We start from the raw sequence: 22,149 nt of genomic DNA, 5'->3' as shown, positions 1-22,149 counted from the left end.
GGCTGGGGGGATGCAAAAACAGCGCGTCGTGTTCGTCCATGGAGCAGGCACATTCGGCGCTGCGGCGTGGCCGAAACAGCATGGCATGGCGCTGGCGTACGATGCACTGTTCCTGAAACGCCACGGCTTTGATGCGCAGGCCGAGCCTTTGGAATCCGATGTTGCAGCCGATGTGGAGATTATCCTCGAGTGCCTCGGAGCTCGGGAGGCCGCATCGGCCCCGGGCCCCGCGCGTGGGGGCCATGTGGTCGCGCACTCGCAAGGCGCGATTTCCGCCATGTTGGCCGCGGTGGAGCGGCCAGACCTGGTCCGCTCCCTCGTGCTCGTGGAACCGGCTTGTCTTTCATTGACAGCCGAACTACCCGCCACCGCGGCGTACCGGACATTGATGGAGCCGTTGTTCCGGATCCGGCACGAACTCAGCGATGACGATTACCAACGCGAATTCGTCCGCAGGGCGTTTTCTTCCGAGGCGGCGGTCCTCAGCACCCCGGAGGCCCGGCGAACCGCGCGACGCCTGCGGCTCCAGGCTCCGCCGTGGGAAGCGCCCCTGCACATTGTGCCGGGAGTTCCCACGCTTGTGCTGACCGGTGGTTGGGAACCCCTCTACGAAGAGATCGCCGGGTACTTGCAGGAAACCGGCGCCCTCCACCGCGTTGCGGCTGGAGGACACCGGCCTCATGACTCAGTTGAAGGAGACCGGATCATCCGCTCCTTCATCGCGGATGCCAGCCGCGCAGGATCAGTCCAGGCTTCCTGATCAGTTCAGGTTTCCTGACGCCGCCTCACGTTTTCCTGCGGGAACCTCAAGCTCGGGCAAGTAGACCTTGCCCCCTGATGCCAGGAACTCCTCGCTCTTTTCGCGCATGCCGCTATACATTTCCGCGATGGCCGCTTGGGAATCAGCCGAGCCGTATTCGTCGCGGATGTCCTGGCTAATGCGCATGGAGCAGAATTTTGGTCCGCACATGGAGCAGAAATGCGCCGTCTTGGCCGGTTCTGCCGGGAGTGTCTCGTCGTGGAAGGATTCGGCCGTGACCGGATCCAACGACAGCGCGAACTGGTCACGCCAGCGGAACTCGAAGCGGGCCTTGGACAGCGCATCGTCGCGTTCGTGGGCGCCGGGGTGTCCCTTGGCCAGGTCAGCGGCGTGGGCGGCGATTTTGTACGTGATCACGCCGGTCTTGACGTCGTCCTTGTTGGGCAGGCCCAGATGTTCCTTCGGAGTGACGTAGCAAAGCATCGCGGTTCCGTAGCGTGCGATCTCCGTGGCGCCGATGGCGGAGGTGATGTGGTCGTAGCCCGGGGCGACGTCGGTGACAAGGGGGCCCAGCGTGTAGAACGGCGCGCCGTCACACAGCTCCTGCTGGCGCTCCACGTTCTCCCGCACCAAGTGGAACGGGATGTGTCCGGGGCCTTCGACCATGACCTGCACGTCGTACTGCCACGCGCGCTTCGTGAGCTCGGCCAAGGTGTCCAGCTCGGCGAACTGCGCGGCGTCGTTCGCGTCCGCCGTCGCGCCCGGGCGCAGTCCATCACCCAGCGAGAACGCGACGTCGTACTTGGCGAAGATTTCGCAGAGCTCGTCGAAGTGGGTGTAGAGGAAGTTTTCCTCGTGGTGGGCCAGGCACCAGCCCGCCATGATGGAGCCGCCACGGGAAACGATGCCCGTCACGCGGTTCGCGGTGAGCGGCACGTACCGCAGCAACACGCCGGCGTGGATGGTCATGTAGTCCACGCCCTGCTCGCACTGCTCAATGACGGTGTCGCGGAAGATTTCCCACGTGAGCTTGTTGGCTTCGCCGTTGACCTTCTCGAGGGCCTGGTAGATGGGTACCGTGCCGATCGGTACGGGGGAGTTACGAATGATCCATTCGCGGGTGGTGTGGATGTCATCGCCCGTGGACAGGTCCATGACGGTGTCGGCGCCCCATTGCGTTGCCCACTGCAACTTGTCCACTTCTTCGGCGATGGAGCTGGTGACGGCCGAGTTGCCGATATTGGCGTTGATCTTCACCAGGAACGCCTTGCCGATGATCATCGGTTCGGATTCGGGGTGGTTGATGTTGTTGGGGATGATGGCCCGGCCGGCAGCGACCTCGCTGCGGACGAGTTCCACATCGCAGTTTTCGCGAAGTGCCACGAACTGCATTTCGGGCGTGACGATGCCCTGTTTCGCGTAATGCATCTGTGTCACGGTCTTGCCGTCGACGGCGCGGCGGGGCACCGGCTGAGCCCCCTTCCACTCCGCGGAGGCGGCGCCGCGGCGGACGGCAGACTTGCCGTCGTCGAGCAGGTTCCGTTCGCGGCCGCTGTAGGCCTCAGTGTCGCCGCGGGCTTCGATCCACTCGCTGCGGAATGGTTCGAGGCCCACTACGGGATCACTCCCGGGTCCGGCGGTCCGGTACACCTGGAACGGGGCGTTGGCCTCGCCGTTGGGGGACGGTTCGAGGGCGATTTCCGTCACTGGAACCCGGATTCCCGTGTCGGCATCCTCCAGGAACGCGAGGGAATGCGACTTGAGGGATTGGGTCACATCGTGGTCCGATCCCTTTTGGGTAGGGCTCAGCTGTGTTTCTTTGGTGCTCAAAGGATTACTCACTTCCTTCGCCGGCATTACCCGGACAGGTTCAACGGTCGCAGGCTGCATCAGCCCGATCTCAGCCCTTGCAAGGGCCCCCGTGTGGTCGTAGACGAAGCTACCACAGCTGCCAGCGCTTGTGACAGATGTGACCGCGCCGGCGAAGCTCCCGGGAACTAGGGTGGAATCATGGCGGAAATCATCGAATTCAGCGGCGCCGTCCTCACCGGGCCGGAGGAGGAACGGCGCGGCCTCTGGTCGGTCGACGGACGGCTGACCTTCGTCCGGCCACTTGCGAAGCCCGACGTCGTCCTGGACGGTTGGGTGCTTCCCGGCCTGGTCGACGCGCATTGCCACGTTGGCTTGGGCAAGGGCGGAGCTGTCGACGAGGAGACTGCCCGCCTGCAGGCGACTGCGGACCGGAATGCCGGGACCCTCTTGATCCGCGATGCCGGATCCGCAAGCGACACGCGCTGGCTGCAACGCCGGGCGGACATGCCGAGGATCATCCGCGCGGGCAGGCACATCGCGAGGCAACGGCGGTACATCCCCGGGCTGGCCGAAGAGGTGGAGCCGGAGGATCTGATGGAGGCAGTCCGCAAGCAGGCGCGGTCCGGAGACGGCTGGGTCAAGATCGTGGGGGACTGGATCGACCGCTCCGCCGGGGATCTCGGCCCGTCCTTTCCGGCCGCCGTCGTCAAGGACGCCGTCGCGGCCGCACACGACGAGGGGGCGCGGGTGACCGCCCATTGCTTCGCCGAAGGGACAATCGATGACATGCTCGACGCCGGGATCGACTGCATCGAGCACGCCACCGGATTGTTGCCCCACCACATTCCCCGGCTGCTGGACCAGGATGTGCCGATTGTCCCCACGCTCATCAACATTGCGACGTTTCCGGACATCGCGAAGCAGGCTGAAACCAAATTTCCGCGCTACGCCGCCCACATGATCGCGTTGTGGGAGGGCCGGCATGAGCGGGTCCTTGAGGCGTTCGACGCCGGAGTGCGGGTGTACGCCGGAACCGACGCCGGAAGCGTCATCAAACACGGCCGGATCGGCGAGGAGATCCTGGAACTCCAGCGGGCGGGTCTTCCGGCGGCCGCAGCCCTCGATGCTGCCTGCTGGTCCGCCCGTGAGTGGTTGGGTGCCGACGGCATCAGCGAAGGCGCCAGCGCAGACGTCGTGCTCTACGCAAAGGATCCCCGAGCGTCCCTTGAGATCGTGCTGCAGCCACGATGCACCGTTCTGAGGGGACACATTTCAGGAAGCGCCGGGCATTAGGAATAAATTGAAGCTTCAAGTAATTTAGATACGTAGAGGTTGCCGAAGGGCGGCGCCACAAAAAGCCGGGAGTTTCACATGACCATCACATCCAGCCAGGATCTCCTTCCTGCCGAACTCACCATGGGCACTGTCATGCTCAAAGTGGGGGACATGAAGCTCATGGGCGACTACTACCAGCGGGCGCTGGGGCTGGACGTTGTCGCCGAACAGGACGGCGGGCTCTACTTCGGCCGGCTAGGCAAGCCGTTGGTGCACCTCGCGCCGGCCGCTGGTCTCCAGATCCCGGGCCGCGGAGAGGCCGGACTCTTCCACACGGCGCTGCTTTTCGAGGATCAGCCCTCGCTCGCCGCAACTGTTGCCTCCGCCGCGCAGTACGAACCCCACGCCTTCGTCGGCAGTGCCGACCACTTGGTCAGCGAAGCCTTCTACTTCACCGACCCGGAGGGCAACGGCATCGAACTCTACTACGACAAGCCCCGTGAAGGCTGGGAGTGGAACGGCAGCTCGGTCGTGATGGACAGCTTGCCGCTCCCGCCGCAGCGCTACCTCCAGCAGTACCTGAGTGAAGCGGCCGTGACGGGCCAGCATGGGGCGGGCGCCGGCGTCGGGCACGTCCACCTCCAGGTGGGCGACGTGAAGACCGCCCATGATTTCTACGTCGACACCCTCGGCTTCGAGCAGACCGCCGGCTGGCACGGGCAGGCCCTGTTTGTCTCCGCGGGCGGCTACCACCACCACATGGCCATGAACGTGTGGAACAGCCGCGGTGCAGGTCCGCGCAAGGACACCCTCGGCCTGGGCGAAGTGGTCATCGAAGTGCCGTCAGGAGACGACGTCGGCGCGCTCGCCGATCGCCTCAAGGTAGCGGGCATCGCCTCGCACCACACAGGCCAGGAGCTCCGCTTCGAGGACCCGTGGCGCAACCGCCTGCGGGTCGCGGTCCGCTACGCTTGATCCGACGGCGTGGCGCATCTCGGCCGCTGCGCCGCAGCTCCGTTGGCACGACTGAATGAGAGTACTTTCCATGGGCTTTGCTGAAATCTTTGTTGCCACCCACGATGAAGCACTCAAGAGGGCCGCCGCCCTGGAGAAGGGCAGTGACGTATCCGGCGCCGCGGTGCGGATCCCGGGAATCAGCGATTTCGAAGTAGAACAGCTCGGAGACCTCGCGGGCACGGCCGTGCACGCAGGCGGGGCCGACTATGAGCTTGCTTTGGTGGACGTCACCAGCGACGCCCTGCTCGGCGTCCCCGAAGCGATGGTGCGTGCCCTTTCTGAGCTCCTCAGCTACGAGACCGAAGGCGAAGGAAACGTCCTCGATGACGTCGCCGAACGCTGGGCGGCCCAAGAGGACATGCCCTTTGATGCCCAACAGGCCCGCCTGTACGTCCAGCAGTTGGCGGCCCTCGCGAGCGACGTCGAAAAGGCCGAACGGGGCGGTCTCTACGTCTGGTCCGCTGAGCAGTAATCCCGCAGAAAAGCCGCCGCACGGACCGCGTGTTCGAAATACTGTCCGCCATCTGGCACAATGGACAGGTACTCGATCCGCGCGGCCCCTCTCTCCGTGTGTGCATCTTGTCCTTGGAACCCTCAAGTATGGCCCGCCCCACGGGTGCAGAACGACGGGCTCAACCCCGTTTCAGAAACAGGAGTGACCACAAAAGTGGCCGTAAAGATTCGCCTTAAGCGCTTCGGTAAGATGCGCGCACCGTACTACCGCATCGTCGTCATGGACTCCCGCGCCAAGCGCGATGGCCGTGCGATTGAAGAAATCGGCAAGTACCACCCCACCGAAGAGCCCTCGTACATCGAGGTTGTCTCCGAGCGTGCACAGTACTGGCTGTCCGTCGGCGCCCAGCCGACCGAGCAGGTTGCCGCGATCCTCAAGATCACCGGTGACTGGCAGAAGTTCAAGGGCCTCCCGGGCCAGGAAGGCACGCTGAAGACCAAGGTCGCCAAGCCTGCTTTCGTTGCACCGGAGAAGGGTTCCGTCATCATTCCGGAAGCCATCACCAAGAAGGCCAAGCAGTCGGAAGCAACTGAAGCTCCCGCTGACGCTGAAGCAGAGACCACCGAGGCTGAGTAAGTTGCTGGCAGAAGCGCTCGAGCACTTGGTCCGTGGGATCGTTGACAGTCCTGAGGACGTCAAGGTCAGTGCCAAGAACAACCGCCGCGGGGAATCCCTCGAGGTGCGCGTTCACCAGGACGACCTCGGACGGGTGATCGGTCGCCAGGGTCGCACCGCACGCGCTTTGCGCACTGTGATTGCGGCATTGGCGGGCGGCGAGCAGGTGCGGGTCGACGTCGTAGACACCGACCGTCGCCGGTAACGCGCTCAGCAATACTTGTCTTAAATCCGGCCCCTTCACCAGATTATGGTGGAGGGGCCGGATTGTTTTACGAGCAAACCCAGCCGTGGGTCCCTCATCCGGGCCCAGCGAAGAAATCAGAGGAACCCCATGCAGCTCCAGGTTGCCCGAATCGGCAAGCCCCACGGAATCCGCGGCGAAGTCACCGTCCAGGTGCTCACCGATGCCCCTGGCGATCGTTTCGTCCCGGGCACCGAATTTGTGGTGGAGCCCGCGAAGGCCGGCCCCTTGACCATCAGCAGCGCCCGGTGGAACAAGGACATCCTATTGCTCGGTTTCGAAGAGATCTCCACGCGCAACCAGGCGGAGGAAATCCGCGGCGCGAAGCTGTTCATCGAGACCGAAGAGCTGGAAGAGGACGACGACGAAGGCTGGTACGAGCATGAGCTCGTCGGCCTTGAGGTCCGCGTCGGCTCGCAGACCGTAGGTAAGGTGACCGCGCTCAACACCATGCCGGTCCAGGACCTGCTGGTCATTGAAGACATTGACGGCAAGGAAATCCTGGTGCCCTTCGTCGAAGAGATCGTGCCCGAGGTCAACGTCGAAGACGGCTACGTGTTGCTCACGCCTCCGCCGGGGCTCTTCGAACTGAACACTGATGCTTCCGGCACCGATACGGAAGCGGACGACGCTGAAACCAAGGATGGCGCCTAAATGCGCATTGATGTCGTCAGCATCTTTCCCGAGTACCTGGCGCCGCTTGAGCTTTCCCTCATAGGCAAGGCCCGCCAGGATGGGCTCTTGGAGGTCAATGTCCATGACTTGAGGGCCTTCACCACCGACAAACACCGCACCGTGGACGACACTCCGTATGGTGGCGGTGCGGGCATGGTCATGAAGGCCGAGCCCTGGGCCCAGGCCTTGGAATCCATTGCCTTTGCACAAAATGCCGAGGTTGGAACTGCCGCGCCTGAGCGCTCATCGGACGCGCCGGCGAAAAAGCCGGTCCTGATTGTGCCGTCGCCCGCGGGGGAGCGCTTCAACCAGGCACTCGCCTATGAGCTCGCCGAGGAAGAGCAGCTCGTTTTCGCCTGCGGCCGCTATGAAGGCATTGACGAACGCGTCATGGAGTGGGCGGCAGGGCACTTCACCGTGCGTCCGGTCAGCTTGGGCGACTATGTCCTCAACGGCGGCGAAGTCGCAGTCCTGGCCATGGTCGAGGCCATCGGACGCCTGCTTCCGGGCGTCGTCGGCAATCCCGAATCCTTGGTGGAGGAATCCCATTCGGACGGCTTGCTGGAATATCCGGTCTACACGAAGCCCTCGTCATGGCGCGATCGTGACGTGCCCGCGGTCCTCTTGAGCGGCAACCACGGGAAGATCGCCCAGTGGCGCCGCCACGAACAGTTCCGCCGCACGGCGGAACGTCGCCCGGACCTCCTCGCAGAGTTCGACGCCGGCCACTTGGCACGTGCGGACCGCACGGCTTTCGGTGAACTCGGGTACGACGTCGTCGATGGCCGGTTGCGGCGCCGCCCGGACAGCGACCTCCCGGACTGAGCCTCCCGCCGTCGGGCAACTTCATCCTCCGCCCGACCGCAGGAACCGGGCCGCATTCGCGGGATTCGCCGGAACCCGCGGGGTGTGGCAGAATTAACCCTTGTGTCTACTGGGTTCGCGCCTGCCACAGGGGGAGCGTCACCAACAGCCTGACAACCCGGAACCGCCAATCAGTGGCGGTACCGGACTTGAAAATCTTCGGCGGTAATTTCCGGCCGGCCTTGCGCCCCGGGCTTGCCCGCCGTGACCCAAAGTGGATGACCTGTGGCGTTCACCAGGAGTGGATTAATGCATATCCTCGATAGCGTAGATGCAGCTTCGCTGCGTAACGATGTTCCCGAGTTCCGCGCGGGTGACACCATCAAGGTTCACGTGAACATCATTGAAGGCAAGAACTCCCGCGTCCAGGTCTTCCAGGGCTTCGTCCTGGGTCGCCAGGGTGACGGCGTTCGCGAAACCTTCACCGTCCGCAAGGTCTCCTTCGGTGTCGGCGTAGAGCGTACCTTCCCGGTTCACTCCCCGATCATCGAGAAGATCGAGGTCGTCACCAAGGGTGACGTCCGCCGCGCCAAGCTCTACTACATGCGCGCACTGCGCGGTAAGGCTGCGAAGATCAAGGAAAAGCGCGACTTCGCCACCGGCAAGTAGGTCTTTCGACCAACAGCGGGTCCTGGATTCGTGTCCGGCCTGCGCCGGAGAAATCCGCAACGCAACAGGAAACGAATCATGGACCACGCAAAGCGCCAGCCCCGGAAACAGGGCTGGCGTTTTGTTTTGCTCGCACTTTTCCTGGCCGTGGCCATCAGCGGGCTTGTCCGGTCCTTGTGGCTCGATGTCTACTTCATCCCGTCCGAGTCCATGGAGCCGATCCTGGGCACCGGAGACCGCATCCTGGTGTCCCGGACCGATTTCGCCGGGGACCCTATTCGCCGTGGAGACATCGTGGTCTTCGACGGAAGGGGAACGTTCGCTCCGCTGAACAGCGGCAAAGGACCGTTTGCCGATGCCGTCGCCGCCGCCGGCCATTGGCTGGGCCTGACGGGAAGCGACACGACATATGTCAAACGTGTCATCGGCCTTCCCGGAGACCACGTGGCTTGTTGTGGCAGCAACGGAAAACTCACAGTCAACGGTCAGCAGCTTGAGGAACCCTATCTTTATCCCGGCGACACGCCGAGCGAACAGAGGTTCGACGTCATCGTTCCGAGTGACAGATTGTGGCTCATGGGGGACCACCGTTCGCGGTCGGCCGATTCGCGCGGCCTTCTGGGCGCACCCGGCGGAGGGATGGTGCCGCTGGAGCGTGTCATCGGGCGTCCAGTCCGGATTATCTGGCCGCTTGATAGATTTGCAGAACTGCCTCGCCCTGCGCAGGCCGGTACAACCTCGAAGAACGGACAATAGATGCCCGAGACAACTCCCGGGAAGCCGGAACGGCACGACGGCGAAGCCCGGCCCCTGGACGGACCGTCCGCTCCCGCCATGGATCTTGCAGCGGGCGACGGCGATCCGTCCCCCGTGGGCGCGACCGGCTCGACGGCGGTCCGGCCTGAGGAGCACGAGTCGCCGCGCCGCGCCGCACGGCGGAGCTCACGGCCGGAATCGGGCGAAAGCGATCGCTCCGAAACTCCCGCTAAAACCCACGGTAGTCCGTTCCTCGGCTGGCTCAGGGAAATCGGCACGGTGGTGGTCATCGCCATCGTGTTGTCCTTCCTCATCAAGACTTTCCTGTTCCGTGCCTTCTTCATTCCTTCGGAGTCAATGGTCAACACCCTTGACGTTGACGACCGGATCTTCGTTAATCTGCTGGTCCCGCAACCTTTCGCCCTGGAGCGGGGCGACATCGTGGTCTTCAAGGACGCACAAGGTTGGCTGCCGCCCACGCAGAAGACGACTCCCGGACCCTTCAAATGGTTCCAGGACGGTCTCGTCTTCGTCGGACTGCTTCCGGACGAGACCAATCAGCACCTCGTCAAGCGCGTGATCGGCCTGCCGGGGGACAGGGTCTCCTGCTGCGACAGTTCAGCGCGGGTCAGCGTCAATGGCACGGTCCTCAACGAGAGCTACATCAATCCTGCCCAGGTCCCCATGGCAAAGTCTTTCGATGTAGTGGTCCCTGCGGGCAAAATTTGGGTTATGGGCGACAACCGCAACAACTCGGCCGACTCCCGCGAACACCAATCGGTCAATGGTGGTTTCATCGACATCGCCGACGTCGAAGGCAAAGCAACGGTTATTGCGTGGCCCATCAACCGGTGGCAGATCCTTGACAACCACTCCGAGGTCTTCCGCAACGTTCCTTCGCCGTCGCCCCAGAACACGGCTTCACCCACGGCTCCAGCGAGCAAGTGATGGTTCCCGCGGGAGCGCGAGCGGCAACGCCGGTTCGAACGCAGCGGAAACCCGCCGCGCGGACCAAACACGCTCCTGATTTTCCCACCCTGGACGTCGAACGGGGATTCCTGGCTCCAGGGGTCACGCTTCTGGCCGGAGTCGACGAAGTAGGCCGCGGAGCCCTCGCCGGACCGGTGTCGGTGGGGATCGCCGTCGTCGACCTCAGGGACCACGGCCTGCTCGCCGATGTCCGCGACAGCAAGCTTCTCAAGCCCGAGGACCGCGAGCGGTTGGAACCGCTGGTACGCGAATGGGCGGTTGGCGCCGCAGTGGGCCACGCAAGTTCAGTGGAGATCGATGCGCTGGGCATCGTGGGTGCCCTGCGCCTTGCCGGCACACGCGCCTGGTTCGAGATTCTCGCCTCGGGCGTGCATCCGGACCTGGTGCTCCTGGATGGGAGCCACAACTGGCTCTCGCCCCAGACCCAGGGCTCCTTGTTCGACGCCGAGGTGGCCGGTCCTGCTTGTGAGGCGCCGGTGCACACCCGTGTGAAGGCGGACTTGAGCTGCCTCAGCGTGGCGGCCGCCAGCGTGCTGGCCAAGGTTGCCCGGGACCGCATCATGGTCGGGCTGCACGAGGAATATCCGGCGTTCGGCTGGAACGAGAACAAGGGCTACGCCACGTCCTTCCACCGCGACGCCATCAGATCGTTGGGTCCCACTCCGTACCACCGGACCAGCTGGAACCTGGTCTAGCCTTCGCTTTTCCTTGCCCTGGATGCCGCCGGCCCGGCCGTGGCGGCGCCTGCCCGCTCTATGGTGCAAGATGGATCTATGAGTGCCGAGGATCTTGAGAACTACGAAACCGACATGGAGCTGCAGCTCTACCGCGAATACCGCGACGTCGTTGGTTTGTTCAGCTACGTTGTCGAGACCGAACGGCGGTTCTATTTGGCGAACCACGTCGACCTGCAGGCCCGCAGCGCCGATGGCGAGGTCTATTTCGACCTGACGCTCCAGGACGCCTGGGTGTGGGACGTCTACCGTTCGGCCCGATTCGTGAAGAATGTCCGGGTCATTACGTTCAAGGACGTCAACGTCGAAGAACTTCCGCGCAGCGAGGAACTTTCCTTGCCGAAGGATGGCGATCTGGGGGATCTCGGCAACCTGGGCAATTAGCTAAGCCCGGCAACTTGTCCTCCACACCGTCTGACTGACGGAGTTTTCCCACATAGCCGAACTGCCCCCTGTCTTTGACTTCTCCGCGCCTCCAGGCTGGAAGCGGAGGTGGTCATGAAAGCCAAAGACGTGTTGGGACAGCGCGGTGAAACGCTGGCCGTAGCTTTCCTTGAAACCCAGGGAATGCGGATTGTGGACCGCAATTGGAGATGCTCCGACGGCGAGATCGACATCGTGGCGCTCGACGGCGACACCTTGGTGATCGCAGAGGTCAAAACCCGGAAGAACCTGGCCTATGGGCATCCTTTCGAAGCGGTCGGCGCCGCCAAACTCGCCCGGCTCCACCGCCTGGCCGGGTCATGGTGCCGTGACCACGAGGTGCGCGCCGTGCTCCGCCGGGTGGACGTCGTGGGAATCATCGACGACGGGGTGGGCGAGCCCCAGCTCGAACACCTCAGGGGCGTGGGCTAGATGGGAGTCGGCCGAAGCTACTCCGTGGCGCTGTTGGGCCTGAACGGCTACATCGTGGAGGTCGAGGCAGATATCGGCCAAACCCTCCCCAATTTCGTGATCCTGGGGCTGCCGGATGCCTCCCTGAACGAAGCCAAGGAACGCATCCGCTCCGCGGCACAGAACTCAGGCATCCCGCTGAGTCGTCGAAAGATCACCGCAAACCTGATTCCGGCCTCCCTGCCGAAGCGTGGCTCGGGTTTCGACCTCGCGATCACCATGGCAGTATTGCGCGCCGCGGGCGATATCCGTTCCACAGAAGACACAGTCTTCATCTCCGAGTTGGGACTGGATGGCAGGTTGAGGCCCGTTCGCGGCATCTTGCCGGCGGTCATGGCGGCTGTTCAAGCGGGCCACCCCAAGATTGTTGTGGCCCACGCCAACGTCGCCGAGGCCGAGTTGGTACCCGGGGCGGTGGTCCGTGGCTACAAGACCCTGGCTCGTCTTGCGTTTGATTTCGGGGCCAACCCGCAGGACCTGGCCCTCGATTACGACCCGGCCGACGGCGAGGTCGCAGGGGATCAGGACGCCGCTGCCGCTGTTGTTCCGGATCTTTGTGATGTCTCGGGGCAGGGCGATGCCCGCCGCGCCTTGGAGGTTGCGGCAGCCGGGGCACATCATGTGCTGCTTTGCGGTCCGCCCGGTGCCGGCAAGACGATGCTTGCCGAGCGGCTCCCGGGACTCTTGCCTGATTTGGGGGACCGGGAAGCCATGGAGGTCACGGCGATCCATTCACTTTCGGCTGTCCATGTTGATTCGGTACGGCTGTTGCGGCGGCCGCCCTTTGAGAATCCCCATCACAGCGCCACCGCGGCAGCGATCATCGGCGGCGGTTCCGGCCTGCCGCGGCCCGGGGCGGCATCACGGGCGCACCGTGGCGTCTTGTTCCTGGACGAGGCGCCCGAGTATGAACGCCGGGTCCTGGACGCCTTGCGGCAACCTCTGGAAAGCGGAGAGCTGGTCATTCATCGCTCTGCAGGCACGGCAGCATATCCGGCACGCTTCCAACTGGTCCTCGCGGCGAATCCCTGCCCTTGCGGGAAAGCGACCGGCAAGGGAGTCGACTGCACCTGCACTCCGGTGATGCGGCGCCGCTACTTCGGGCGCATGTCCGGGCCGCTGCTGGACAGGGTGGACATCCAGCTCCAGGTGGAACGTGTATCCCTCGCGGACTTCGGGCAATCCGGCGTGGAGGAAGACACGGCTACAGTCGCCGGGAGGGTCCATGCCGCCCGGTCGCGGCAACGCGAACGCTTGCGGAGTTTAGGGATGGAAACCAATTCGCAGGTTCCCGGGCGTGTACTGCGCGGAGAACTGCGCCTCCCTTCCGCGACCACGAAGATTCTGGATACCTCCTTGGAGCGCGGAATCCTCACGGCGAGAGGCTACGACCGCGTTCTGCGTCTCGCCTGGACCCTCGCGGACCTAGGCCACAGGGACCAACCCCACAGCGACGACATCGGGCAGGCCCTTGGCTTGCGGCAGGCGGTCGCGGCCGCATGAAAGGACACTCCATGACTGAACACGGCCAGCAGCTCACCACGGACGCTCCGCAGCGAAAAAGGGAACGCCTGGCCCGGGCAGCACTGTCGCGGCTGATGGAACCGCAAGATGCGGCCGGGCTCGCCCTGGTCAAGTCTGCCGGGGCCGTTGACGGTCTCAAAATCGCGACCGGCGAGCTCGCTCCCGGGCCCGGGCTTGAGCAGGAAGTGGCTTCCTTGTTGGTTGACAGCGGGGTTTCCAACCCGGGGGCCGGATTGGCTGCTGCACTACGGCGGTGGGCGCCAAGGATCCCGGACCTTGCCCCGGAACGTGATCTTGCCACCATGCAACGCCTCGGCGGCCGTATGGTCATCCCTGGCGACCCGCTATGGCCCGTGCAATTGGCAGATCTGGGCCTTCATGAACCGCTGTGCTTGTGGTGGCGGGGACACGAAGTGGAGTTCCCACCCGTAAAGCGGGTCGTAGCCCTTGTCGGCTCACGGGATAGCACCAGCTACGGGGCCTCCGTAACGGGCGACTTCGCCTACGGGCTGGGTCAGCGCGGCTGCACCATCGTCTCCGGAGGCGCGTACGGGATCGACGCCCATGCACACCGCGGTGCCTTGGCCGGGGGCACGAACGACATGCCGACCATCGCTGTGATGGCCGGGGGCGTGGACCGATACTATCCATCCGGAAACGAGGATCTGCTGCGTGCCGTGGCGAACCAAGGGGCGGTCATTGCGGAGGTTCCCCCGGGCTCGGCGCCCACGCGTTACAGGTTTCTTCAGCGAAACAGGATTATCGCCGCTTTGGCGGCCGTGACCGTCGTGGTGGAAGCGCGATGGCGTTCGGGTGCGCTGAATACGGCCCATCATGCTGAATCCATCGGCAGGGCCGTCGCCACTGTCCCGGGGTCCATCCGTAGTGCCAACTCCGCAGGCTGCCATCGGCTCCTCAGGGATGGCGGGGCTGTCTGCGTCACGGATGTCGGCGAAATCGCGGAACTGGCGGGATCGAGCGGTGAGTCTCTTGTCGAGGACAAGGAAACCGCTGCCTCGGACCACGACGGACTCACGCTTGAGGACCTGATCTTGCTCGATGCCCTGCCGGTCCGTTCGACGAGCTCCGTGGAGAAGCTCGCGGTTGTGGCAGGACTCAGCCCCGAGTCCGTCAGGGCGGGTCTTGGACGCCTAGGCCTGTTGGGGTTGGCGGTATCAGTGAGCGGCGCGTGGAAGAGGTCCGGGAAGAGATATTGAGGGGGAGTGCGGTGCGGGCCTGGTGGGATCACACGAGCCCGGACCTTGGCCGGCTCCCGCACGGAACGTGGCGATGCGGGCCGTCCGGCCCCTCGGCTGGCACAGTGGAAGGGTGCAAGAGAATCCGCTCCCCGTAGCGCTCGCCGGGTCCGTCGAGGACTTCCGGCGTTACCTCGACAGCGAGCGGGCCCGGTCCGCCCACACGGTGAGGGCCTACATCGCTGACGTGGAGAGCCTGCTGCGCTTCGCTGCCGCGGAGGGCGTGGGGGAGCTCGCAGAGCTGGAGCTCGGCACCCTCCGGCGTTGGCTGGGGGCACAAAGCGAATCCGGCCGGTCCAGGGCAACACTCGCCCGGCACGCCGCGACGGCCCGAGCGTTCACTTCCTGGGCCCTTCGGGAAGAACTCATCGCCTCAGACCCTGCTCTTCGCCTTCAGGCCCCCAAACGGGACCACACGCTCCCTGGGGTCCTTCACCAGCAGCAGGTCTCGAGGATCTTCGAGAACCTGTCAGAGGCAGCCGCGGATGGCTCTCCGATGCCGTTGAGAAACCGCGCCGTCGTCGAATTGCTCTATGCCACCGGAATCCGCGTCGGCGAGCTTGCCGGCCTGGACATCGATGATATCGATCCGGACCGCCGGACTCTTCGCGTGCTCGGCAAGGGCAACAAGGAGCGGACGGTGCCCTACGGGGTACCGGCTGCGCTCGCCGTCGACGACTGGCTCCGCCGCGGCCGGCCACGGCTCGCAAATGAGCGTAGCGGACCGGCACTTTTTCTCAGTTCACGGGGCAACCGCATCAATCAGCGCCAGGCCCGCAGCGTCGTCAACGACCTGCTGGCGGCCTTGGGGGATACCGCCGCGACCGGACCCCACGCGCTGCGCCACACTGCCGCCACCCATCTGCTCGACGGCGGGGCGGACCTGCGCGCCGTCCAGGAAATTCTGGGACACAGCAGCCTCGCAACAACCCAGATTTACACCCATGTGTCGGTGGACAGGCTTCGCAAGAGCTATCAGCAAGCCCATCCCCGTGCTTAGAGACCCGGAAACCGTGCGACACTTCGATGAGTCCCGAGGAAGGAAATCTGCTCGTCCGTGAATCGCACTGGCGTAATTCCGGTCCGTACGGCAAAATGAAAGCACTGTGGGGAAACTTTCAACCTAAACTTGAACGTTCTTCCGCTGCGGAAAAAATCATAGATAGGTAGGGAAACCGGAACGGCGCGCACCCGCGCAGCAAAATTTCATCCAGGCAGAGGTCGTTGGGGAAGACGTACCTACAGCTATGGAGGATGGAATGTCTGTTGCAATAACCCGCGGTGTCCTGTTTGTGCATTCGGCCCCTACTGCGTTGTGCCCTCACGTCGAGTGGGCCATCGGATCGGTCGTTGACAAGCGGACCGATCTTGAGTGGACCCCTCAACCTGCCGCGCCCGGAATGTTCCGCGCCGAGCTCTCTTGGGTAGGAGTCCCCGGAACGGGCGCCCAACTGGCTTCGGCACTGCGAGGGTGGGCGCACCTTCGTTACGAAGTGACCGAGGAGCCCAGTCAAGGCGTGGACGGCGCGCGCTGGTCGCACACACCGGAGCTGGGTATCTTCCATGCCGTCACCGATGTCCACGGCAACATCATGGTGACAGAGGACCGCATCCGCTACGCCTACGAGTCGGCGGCTGGAGATCCCGCCGCCGTCTACCACGAGCTTTCCTTGGCGCTCGGTGAGGCCTGGGACGAAGAGCTCGAGCCGTTCCGGCATGCCGCCGAAGGCGCTCCCGTGCGTTGGCTCCACCAGGTCGGTTAGGGAACACCATGCCGGTCGGGGAACACTAGCCCGGCCAGGGAACAAAGTTCCCGAAGACAGTTTTTCCATAGCACAAGAGGAGGGCCCCACCGTGGTGGGGCCCTCCTCTTGTGCGTAGCTTGTGCCTCGAACCGGCAGCGACTGTCAGGCGTTGCGGATGGCGATGACGGCGTTGTGGCCGCCGAAACCGAAGGAGTTGCTCAAGGCGACGATGTCACCGGCGGGCAGAGTGCGTGCCGAAGTGACGACGTCGAGCGGGATCTCCGGATCCTGGTTCTCAAGGTTGATGGTCAACGGAGCCTGGCGTTCGTAGACGGCGAGGACCGTCAGCACTGCTTCCACGGCCCCTGAAGCGCCCAACAAGTGGCCCATCTGCGACTTGGTGGCAGAGACTGCCACATTGTCGACGTGAGCGCCCAGCGCGGCACGGAGGGCCGTGTACTCGGGCTTGTCACCGACAGGCGTCGAGGTGGCGTGGGCATTGACGTGCACGACGTCCTCGGCCTGGATGCGGCCATCGAACATGGCGGCCTTCAAAGCCCGGGTTGCGCCCAGGCCTTCCGGGTCCGGTGCCGTGATGTGGTAGGCGTCGGCTGTGACCGATGTACCGGCGAGCTCGGCGTAGATGCGCGCTCCGCGGGCGATCGCGTGCTCTTCGGCCTCGAGGACCAGGGCGCCGGCGCCTTCACCCATGACGAAGCCGTCGCGGTCGCGGTCATATGGCCGCGATGCGTGCTCCGGATCGTCATTGCGGCGGGAAAGTGCCTGCATCGAGGAAAACGCGGCGAGCGGCATCGGGTGGATGGCAGCTTCGGCGCCACCGCACACGACGACGTCGGCCTTGCCCGAGCGGATGAGGTCCAGGCCGAGGTGCATCGCCTCGGTGCCGGAAGCGCAAGCAGAAACGGGGGTGTGAGCACCGGCGCGGGCACCAAGGTCAAGGCTGACAGCGGCGGCGACGCCGTTCGGCATGAGCATCGGGACCGTCATGGGAAGGACCCGGCGGGGGCCTTTTTCCCTCAGCGTGTCCCAAGCGTCCAGGAGCGTCCAGACACCGCCGATGCCCGTGGCGAAAGCCACGGCAAGGCGGTCGTGGTCGATTTCGGTGATACCGGAATCTGCCCAGGCCTCGCGGGCGGCGATGACACCGAACTGCGTGGACGGGTCCATGCGCTTGGCTTCAACGCGGCTCAGAACTTCGAGGGCCGGCGTCGAGCACCGGGCGGCAAAGTGGACCGGAAGGTCATACTTGGCAACCCACTCGTCCTCGAGTGTGTGGGCACCGGAGACCCCTTTGAGCGCGTTCTTCCACATCGTGGGGACGTCGCCGCCGATGGGCGTTGTGGCGCCCAGACCGGTTATGACTACTTTGCGTGCCATGAGATCACTCTCTGTCGGATCAGCCAACCCACGTGCTGTTCTCACTGGGGAGGCAGGAAAAAACTCTGGGAGATATAGCAGCTGTGCCGGGCTTCGGATGCAACAGGGCGCACCCGAAGTCCGGCACAGTTGAGGCCAGGCTAGGCCTGTGCGTTCGAGATGAAGTTGACGGCGTCGCCGACGGTCTTGAGGTTCTTGACCTCTTCGTCCGGGATGCGCACGCCGAACTTCTCTTCAGCGTTGACGACGATGGTCATCATGGAGATGGAGTCGATGTCCAGGTCCTCGGTGAAGGACTTGTCCAGCTCCACGGCTTCGGTGGCGAGGCCGGTCTCTTCGTTCACGATTTCAGCCAGGCCGGCCAGGATTTCTTCGTTGCTAGCCATTGTTGGCTCCTTTTCTTGTTGTGCCGGCTATTGCCGGAAATGGGGGCAAACCGCGGTTACGGCTTGGGTTTCAAAGCACTATTCAATTGAAGGTAGGCGCGGTCCGAAATTACGGAAGAACGATTACCTGGGCGCCAAACACAAGACCGGCACCGAAGCCGATCTGCAAGGCAAGGCCACCGCTGAGTTCCGGGTTCTCCTTGAGGAGTCGGTGCGTGGCCAGCGGAATGGAGGCGGCAGAAGTGTTTCCCGCCTCAGCGATGTCCCGGGCGACCACCACGGTTTCGGGAAGTTTGAGCTTCTTGACCATCTCGTCGATGATCCGCATGTTGGCTTGGTGGGGGACAAACGCCGCCAGGTCCGAGGCTTCGATCCCTGCGGCATCGAGGGCTTGCTGGGCAACTTTCGCCATTTCCCAGACGGCCCAACGGAAGACCGTCTGGCCGTCCTGGCGGAGCGTCGGCCAGACATCCTGCGCTGCGGAAATAATGGCCTGATCGTCGGATTCGTCCGAATGGCGGGCTGTCTCGCCAAGGTGGCGGACTTCGTCGAGGGAATGCGTCATGCCGATCGCGTTCCACTTGCTGCCATCGGATCCCCAGACAGACGGGGCAATGCCGGGCGTATCGGACGGGCCGATGACAACCGCACCGGCGCCATCGCCCAGAAGGAAGGAGATGGTCCGCTCATGGTTGTCGATGACGTCGGAGAGCTTCTCGGCGCCGACCACCAGGACGTATTCAGCCGCGCCGGATCGGACCAAGGCATCGCCCTGGGCAATTCCGTAGCAGTAGCCTGCGCATGCCGCGGAGATGTCGAAAGCCGGTGCCGGGGTGGCGCCCAAACGGTCGGTGAGGGCGGCCGCCGCGGAAGGCGTGGCATACGGGTGCGTGACCGTGGAGACGATGACGGCACCGAGCTGGGAAGCCTCAATGCCGGCCTGCTTGAGCGCCTCGCGGGCAGCTCCCTCGGCCATGTCGATGACGCTGACATCGGCCGCGGCGCGGTGGCGGGTCACGATGCCCGTGCGCTGGCGGATCCATTCGTCCGAGGAATCGATCCACTGGCAGACGTCGTCGTTCGTGACGATGATGTCCGGGCGGTATGCCCCGATGCCGACAACGCGTGAGTATTCGTTCCTTGGTGCCTGCTTGAGTACGGGGGCGCTCATGCGTCTCCCTCCAATTCCGCGAAGAGTGCAAGTGCGGCGGACAAATCATCCGGCGTCTTGACGGCAACGGTTTTCACGCCCGGCATGCCGCGCTTGGCTAGGCCTGCAAGCGTGCCGGCCGGTGCCAGTTCGATGAGTCCAGTGACTCCGCGCTGGACCAGGTTCTCCATGCACAGGTCCCAACGCACCGGGCGCGAGACCTGGGCGATCAGGCTTTCGACGGCGGCGCTGCCGTCGGTGACTTCCTGGCCGTCGAAGTTCGAGAGCAGCGGAACCGTGGGAGCCTGCGGCTTAAGGGACGGCCGCAGTGCTTCAAGTGCGCTCACGGCCGGAGCCATGTGGGAAGTATGGAATGCTCCGGCGACCTTCAGCGGGATGACCCTGGCTTTGGCCGGCGGGTTGTCAGCCAGTGCCTGGAGCTGTTCGAACGTGCCTGCCGCTACGGTCTGGCCTGCGCCGTTGACATTTGCCGGCGTTGCGCCGGCGGCCTCAATAGCGGAAAGCACTTCGGCCGGATCGCCGCCGACGACGGCACTCATCCCGGTGGGGGTGACGGCGGCGGCAGCGGCCATGTTGTTGGCACGCTCGCGGACGAACGTCATGGCTTCTTCCTCGCTCAGGACACCCGCAAGCGCCGAGGCCGTGATCTCTCCGACCGAGTGGCCAGCGAGGACGATCGGAAGGGTACTGAGTTCGACGTCGAACAGCGATTTCGCTGCCACGAGCCCTGCGGCGACGATCAAGGGCTGCGCGACGGCGGTGTCCTTGATGGTTTCTTCATCGGAGGTGGTGCCGTGGGCCTTGAGGTCGATGCCTGCGATTTCGCTCAGGGAGGCCAAATGGCCTTCTACGGAAGGGAGCTCCAGCCAAGGGGCCAAAAATCCAGGGGTCTGGGAGCCCTGTCCAGGGCAGACGATTGCAAGCACGTAACCAGCTTTCCAAATTGCCGCGTGAACTACTGGTGTTTGCGTACACCAAGCTCACTGGGTCAGTTTGTAGGAAGTCTACAACGGTTCAACCCGCGGATCGGGTACCGTGACGCTCCGACGTCGCCTTTGGCTGGGCCGAAAGCCTGCCCACAACCAGTGCGGTTTGGAGCACGAAAGCCTCCCGCGGGAGGAGCGGGTCCCACCCTGTGACGTCGCAGACGCGCTTGAGACGATACCGCACGGTGTTCGCGTGGACGAACAGCTCGCGGGCAGTCGCTTCGAGGGAATGTCCGAGTTCCAGATAGGTGCCGAGGGTCTCTACAAGGCCGTTTGAAGCGGCCAGCAGCGGCCGGTAAATGTTCTTGATGAGGGAACGGCGGGCGGCGTCGTCGCCTGAGACTACCCGTTCCGGGAGGAGATCGTCCGCCGCCACAGGTCGCGGAGCCGAAGGCCAAGCCTTGGCAGCGGTAAGCCCTGCAAAGGCCGCCTGGGCGGAGCTGCTTGCCTCCAACAGGGAGCCAGCCTCGGGTCCATAGACCACCGCGCCCGGGGCGAAAAGTTCGCTGAGTTTCAGATAGGCGGTGTCGCGGTCTTGCACGCCACCGAGAATCAGGATGAGGCGGTCGCCTTGGATGCCTACCAGTGCGTCCTCAGCGTAGCGTCCGGCGGTCCGGCGCAACTCGCTCACGTAGCTTGCGCTTGGTTCCGACGGCGAGTTTCCCACCATCACCGTGAATCGCTCCTGGGCCTTCCAGCCGAGGGCGGCGATACGGGAACGAAGGGCATCGGTATTCTCGCCCCGGAGGATGGCGTCCACAATCAGGGCTTCGAGCCTGGTGTCCCAGGAACCGCGGGACTCGGCGGCGCGCGCATAGACATCCGCGGCGGCGAATGCCACTTCCCGCGAATAGCGCAGGACTGCTTCGCGCAAAGACGGCTGGTCGGCTTCCGGCGCAATCACCGGGACCTGGTCCTCCACCACCTCGACGACGATCCGGATCAACTGGAGGGCCTTTTGCAGGCTGATGGAGCGGGTCAGCTCGGTGGGAGCATTCCCGAAGACGTCCGTCAGGATCCACGACGGCGAGCTCGGCCGCTCGTACCACGTCACGAAGGCCGCGATTCCGTTTTGGGCTACCAGGCCCAAGGCTGAACGTTCGTCGGAGCTCAGCCGGCTGTACCAGGGCAGCGATTTCTCAAGCTTGCGCATGGTGGTGGTGGACAGCTGCCCCACATTGGCGCGGAGCCGCTTGAGTGTCTCCGCCTTTTCCGGTGTTACCGTGCGCGCGGCCGCTTTGCGTTTCGCGGGGGTTTGAATCGGCTCTGCCATTCCTTGAGCATACGGCGCATCATCCACAAGCTCCATTTGTGCGAAGGCTACAACTGCGATTGGCGCGCGTCACGCGATGGCAGCGCCGTTTGCTGCTTGTGGCGATTGTTGAAGCCGGGTGTTAAAGCCCGACGGCGGCCCGCACCTTTCGGTGTGGACCGCCGTCGAGATGTTGCTTGGGTTCGTTGTGCTTCGCTGGAAGCTTAGCTTTCGCCGCCTGCCCCGCCGGTGGTGCCGGCGTTGACATCGAGGAGACTGTACTTCTCGATCGCCTGGGCCGCCGCCTGTGCGTCAACTTCGCCTCGGCGGGCGAGCAGTTGCAGGGTCTTCACGACGATGGAGTGGGTGTCGTTTTTGAAGAAGCGGCGTGCGGCTTGGCGGGTGTCGGAGAATCCGAATCCGTCGGCGCCGAGGGAGGCGAATTCGTTGGGGATGAATTGGCGGATCTGGTCCGGGACGGCTTTCATGTAGTCGGTGACGGCGATGACCGGTCCGGTGGCGCCGGCGAGTTGCTGGGCGACGAACGGGGTGCGTGGTTCGTCGCCGGGGTTCAGGAAGGCGTGTTCTTCGGCGGCGAGTCCGTCGCGTCGGAGTTCGTTCCAGGAGGTCACGGACCAGACGTCGGCGGAGACTCCCCAGTCCTGGGCGAGG

Annotated in this window: 25 protein-coding genes and 1 riboswitch; of the genes, 18 read left to right on the top strand and 7 right to left on the bottom strand. The window is 64.2% G+C overall.

The window, feature by feature from the left end:
- Nucleotides 1–10 precede the first annotated feature (10 nt).
- A complete protein-coding gene (locus tag VLA65_RS03770) occupies nt 11–760 on the top strand; it encodes an alpha/beta hydrolase (protein WP_332601855.1) in 750 nt (249 codons plus the stop codon).
- Here VLA65_RS03770 and thiC read toward each other — a convergent pair whose 3' ends face one another.
- Nucleotides 761–2,590 carry a phosphomethylpyrimidine synthase ThiC gene (thiC, locus tag VLA65_RS03765; RefSeq protein WP_332601854.1) on the bottom strand — a complete coding sequence of 610 codons (1,830 nt, stop codon included), beginning with the start codon at nt 2,588–2,590 and terminating at the stop codon, nt 761–763.
- Nucleotides 2,586–2,693: riboswitch (TPP riboswitch) on the bottom strand. Its footprint overlaps the gene before it by 5 nt.
- A 77-nt stretch (nt 2,694–2,770) precedes the next feature.
- Here thiC and VLA65_RS03760 point away from each other — a divergent pair.
- The 17 genes from VLA65_RS03760 to VLA65_RS03680 all read left to right on the top strand — a co-directional run bounded on the left by VLA65_RS03760 (nt 2,771) and on the right by VLA65_RS03680 (nt 16,302).
- Nucleotides 2,771–3,865 (top strand): amidohydrolase family protein, encoded by a 1,095-nt coding sequence (locus tag VLA65_RS03760; protein ID WP_332601853.1) that lies wholly within the window; start codon nt 2,771–2,773, stop codon nt 3,863–3,865.
- A gap of 78 nt (nt 3,866–3,943) precedes the next feature.
- On the top strand, nt 3,944–4,822 hold the full coding sequence (locus VLA65_RS03755) for a VOC family protein (protein ID WP_284988334.1): 879 nt from the start codon (nt 3,944–3,946) through the stop codon (nt 4,820–4,822).
- A gap of 70 nt (nt 4,823–4,892) precedes the next feature.
- Nucleotides 4,893–5,336 carry a hypothetical protein gene (locus tag VLA65_RS03750; protein WP_284988333.1) on the top strand — a complete coding sequence of 148 codons (444 nt, stop codon included), beginning with the start codon at nt 4,893–4,895 and terminating at the stop codon, nt 5,334–5,336.
- 195 nt (nt 5,337–5,531) lie between these two features.
- Entirely contained in the window at nt 5,532–5,954 is a 423-nt protein-coding gene (gene rpsP / locus VLA65_RS03745; RefSeq protein ID WP_059387673.1) for a 30S ribosomal protein S16, read from the top strand.
- Nucleotide 5,955: 1 nt separating this feature from the next.
- On the top strand, nt 5,956–6,198 hold the full coding sequence (locus VLA65_RS03740; protein WP_028267532.1) for an RNA-binding protein: 243 nt from the start codon (nt 5,956–5,958) through the stop codon (nt 6,196–6,198).
- Nucleotides 6,199–6,327: 129 nt separating this feature from the next.
- Nucleotides 6,328–6,891, top strand: a complete 564-nt coding sequence (gene rimM / locus VLA65_RS03735; RefSeq protein ID WP_332601852.1) for a ribosome maturation factor RimM — start codon at nt 6,328–6,330, stop codon at nt 6,889–6,891.
- Nucleotides 6,892–7,737: a tRNA (guanosine(37)-N1)-methyltransferase TrmD gene (gene trmD, locus VLA65_RS03730; RefSeq protein WP_306960808.1), complete on the top strand. Its 846-nt coding sequence runs from the start codon at nt 6,892–6,894 to the stop codon at nt 7,735–7,737.
- 288 nt (nt 7,738–8,025) lie between these two features.
- Nucleotides 8,026–8,385 (top strand): 50S ribosomal protein L19, encoded by a 360-nt coding sequence (gene rplS / locus VLA65_RS03725; protein WP_059387674.1) that lies wholly within the window; start codon nt 8,026–8,028, stop codon nt 8,383–8,385.
- Nucleotides 8,386–8,463: 78 nt separating this feature from the next.
- Entirely contained in the window at nt 8,464–9,141 is a 678-nt protein-coding gene (gene lepB, locus VLA65_RS03720) for a signal peptidase I (RefSeq protein WP_059387675.1), read from the top strand.
- Nucleotides 9,142–10,089 carry a signal peptidase I gene (gene lepB / locus VLA65_RS03715; RefSeq protein ID WP_307055693.1) on the top strand — a complete coding sequence of 316 codons (948 nt, stop codon included), beginning with the start codon at nt 9,142–9,144 and terminating at the stop codon, nt 10,087–10,089.
- A complete protein-coding gene (locus VLA65_RS03710) occupies nt 10,089–10,826 on the top strand; it encodes a ribonuclease HII (protein WP_284988328.1) in 738 nt (245 codons plus the stop codon). The genes lepB (VLA65_RS03715) and VLA65_RS03710 overlap by 1 nt, the downstream gene beginning before the upstream one ends.
- A 78-nt stretch (nt 10,827–10,904) precedes the next feature.
- Nucleotides 10,905–11,249: a DUF2469 domain-containing protein gene (locus VLA65_RS03705; protein ID WP_059387678.1), complete on the top strand. Its 345-nt coding sequence runs from the start codon at nt 10,905–10,907 to the stop codon at nt 11,247–11,249.
- A 114-nt stretch (nt 11,250–11,363) separates the two neighbouring features.
- A complete protein-coding gene (locus VLA65_RS03700; protein WP_059387679.1) occupies nt 11,364–11,720 on the top strand; it encodes a YraN family protein in 357 nt (118 codons plus the stop codon).
- Entirely contained in the window at nt 11,721–13,262 is a 1,542-nt protein-coding gene (locus VLA65_RS03695; protein WP_332601851.1) for a YifB family Mg chelatase-like AAA ATPase, read from the top strand.
- An 11-nt stretch (nt 13,263–13,273) separates the two neighbouring features.
- Complete coding sequence (gene dprA, locus VLA65_RS03690; RefSeq protein ID WP_332601850.1) at nt 13,274–14,500, top strand: DNA-processing protein DprA; 1,227 nt, start codon at nt 13,274–13,276, stop codon at nt 14,498–14,500.
- 73 nt (nt 14,501–14,573) lie between these two features.
- On the top strand, nt 14,574–15,539 hold the full coding sequence (locus tag VLA65_RS03685) for a tyrosine recombinase XerC (RefSeq protein ID WP_442880214.1): 966 nt from the start codon (nt 14,574–14,576) through the stop codon (nt 15,537–15,539).
- Between the two features lie 259 nt (nt 15,540–15,798).
- Nucleotides 15,799–16,302 (top strand): DUF3145 domain-containing protein, encoded by a 504-nt coding sequence (locus VLA65_RS03680; protein ID WP_284988323.1) that lies wholly within the window; start codon nt 15,799–15,801, stop codon nt 16,300–16,302.
- Nucleotides 16,303–16,446: 144 nt separating this feature from the next.
- Here VLA65_RS03680 and fabF read toward each other — a convergent pair whose 3' ends face one another.
- The 6 genes from fabF to VLA65_RS03650 all read right to left on the bottom strand — a co-directional run.
- Entirely contained in the window at nt 16,447–17,682 is a 1,236-nt protein-coding gene (gene fabF, locus VLA65_RS03675; RefSeq protein ID WP_332601848.1) for a beta-ketoacyl-ACP synthase II, read from the bottom strand.
- A gap of 140 nt (nt 17,683–17,822) precedes the next feature.
- A complete protein-coding gene (locus VLA65_RS03670; protein WP_028267518.1) occupies nt 17,823–18,068 on the bottom strand; it encodes an acyl carrier protein in 246 nt (81 codons plus the stop codon).
- Nucleotides 18,069–18,177: 109 nt separating this feature from the next.
- Complete coding sequence (locus tag VLA65_RS03665; RefSeq protein ID WP_284988322.1) at nt 18,178–19,239, bottom strand: beta-ketoacyl-ACP synthase III; 1,062 nt, start codon at nt 19,237–19,239, stop codon at nt 18,178–18,180.
- Nucleotides 19,236–20,165: an ACP S-malonyltransferase gene (locus VLA65_RS03660; RefSeq protein ID WP_332601847.1), complete on the bottom strand. Its 930-nt coding sequence runs from the start codon at nt 20,163–20,165 to the stop codon at nt 19,236–19,238. Before VLA65_RS03660 ends, VLA65_RS03665 begins: the two co-directional genes overlap by 4 nt.
- An 88-nt stretch (nt 20,166–20,253) precedes the next feature.
- Nucleotides 20,254–21,498 (bottom strand): PucR family transcriptional regulator, encoded by a 1,245-nt coding sequence (locus VLA65_RS03655; RefSeq protein ID WP_059387754.1) that lies wholly within the window; start codon nt 21,496–21,498, stop codon nt 20,254–20,256.
- Between the two features lie 203 nt (nt 21,499–21,701).
- Nucleotides 21,702–22,149 (bottom strand): transketolase-like TK C-terminal-containing protein (locus VLA65_RS03650; RefSeq protein WP_442880163.1); only part of this gene is annotated, 448 nt, incomplete at its 5' end.

The sequence above is a fragment of the Arthrobacter sp. S2(2024) genome (assembly GCF_036662515.1).
Lineage (GTDB): Bacteria > Actinomycetota > Actinomycetes > Actinomycetales > Micrococcaceae > Arthrobacter.
Note: the sequence above shows the minus strand (reverse complement) of the source record. Positions and strands in the feature narration are given on the sequence as shown.

Coding starts and splice junctions, on each gene's coding strand:
- VLA65_RS03770 (WP_332601855.1), top strand. CDS start 11: ATGCAAAAACAGCGCGTCGTGTTCGTCCATGGAGCAGGCACATTCGGC.
- VLA65_RS03760 (WP_332601853.1), top strand. CDS start 2,771: ATGGCGGAAATCATCGAATTCAGCGGCGCCGTCCTCACCGGGCCGGAG.
- VLA65_RS03755 (WP_284988334.1), top strand. CDS start 3,944: ATGACCATCACATCCAGCCAGGATCTCCTTCCTGCCGAACTCACCATG.
- VLA65_RS03750 (WP_284988333.1), top strand. CDS start 4,893: ATGGGCTTTGCTGAAATCTTTGTTGCCACCCACGATGAAGCACTCAAG.
- rimM (WP_332601852.1), top strand. CDS start 6,328: ATGCAGCTCCAGGTTGCCCGAATCGGCAAGCCCCACGGAATCCGCGGC.
- trmD (WP_306960808.1), top strand. CDS start 6,892: ATGCGCATTGATGTCGTCAGCATCTTTCCCGAGTACCTGGCGCCGCTT.
- rplS (WP_059387674.1), top strand. CDS start 8,026: ATGCATATCCTCGATAGCGTAGATGCAGCTTCGCTGCGTAACGATGTT.
- lepB (WP_059387675.1), top strand. CDS start 8,464: ATGGACCACGCAAAGCGCCAGCCCCGGAAACAGGGCTGGCGTTTTGTT.
- lepB (WP_307055693.1), top strand. CDS start 9,142: ATGCCCGAGACAACTCCCGGGAAGCCGGAACGGCACGACGGCGAAGCC.
- VLA65_RS03710 (WP_284988328.1), top strand. CDS start 10,089: ATGGTTCCCGCGGGAGCGCGAGCGGCAACGCCGGTTCGAACGCAGCGG.
- VLA65_RS03705 (WP_059387678.1), top strand. CDS start 10,905: ATGAGTGCCGAGGATCTTGAGAACTACGAAACCGACATGGAGCTGCAG.
- VLA65_RS03700 (WP_059387679.1), top strand. CDS start 11,364: ATGAAAGCCAAAGACGTGTTGGGACAGCGCGGTGAAACGCTGGCCGTA.
- VLA65_RS03695 (WP_332601851.1), top strand. CDS start 11,721: ATGGGAGTCGGCCGAAGCTACTCCGTGGCGCTGTTGGGCCTGAACGGC.
- dprA (WP_332601850.1), top strand. CDS start 13,274: ATGACTGAACACGGCCAGCAGCTCACCACGGACGCTCCGCAGCGAAAA.
- VLA65_RS03685 (WP_442880214.1), top strand. CDS start 14,574: ATGCGGGCCGTCCGGCCCCTCGGCTGGCACAGTGGAAGGGTGCAAGAG.
- VLA65_RS03680 (WP_284988323.1), top strand. CDS start 15,799: ATGTCTGTTGCAATAACCCGCGGTGTCCTGTTTGTGCATTCGGCCCCT.
- fabF (WP_332601848.1), bottom strand. CDS start 17,682: ATGGCACGCAAAGTAGTCATAACCGGTCTGGGCGCCACAACGCCCATC.
- VLA65_RS03670 (WP_028267518.1), bottom strand. CDS start 18,068: ATGGCTAGCAACGAAGAAATCCTGGCCGGCCTGGCTGAAATCGTGAAC.
- VLA65_RS03665 (WP_284988322.1), bottom strand. CDS start 19,239: ATGAGCGCCCCCGTACTCAAGCAGGCACCAAGGAACGAATACTCACGC.
- VLA65_RS03655 (WP_059387754.1), bottom strand. CDS start 21,498: ATGGCAGAGCCGATTCAAACCCCCGCGAAACGCAAAGCGGCCGCGCGC.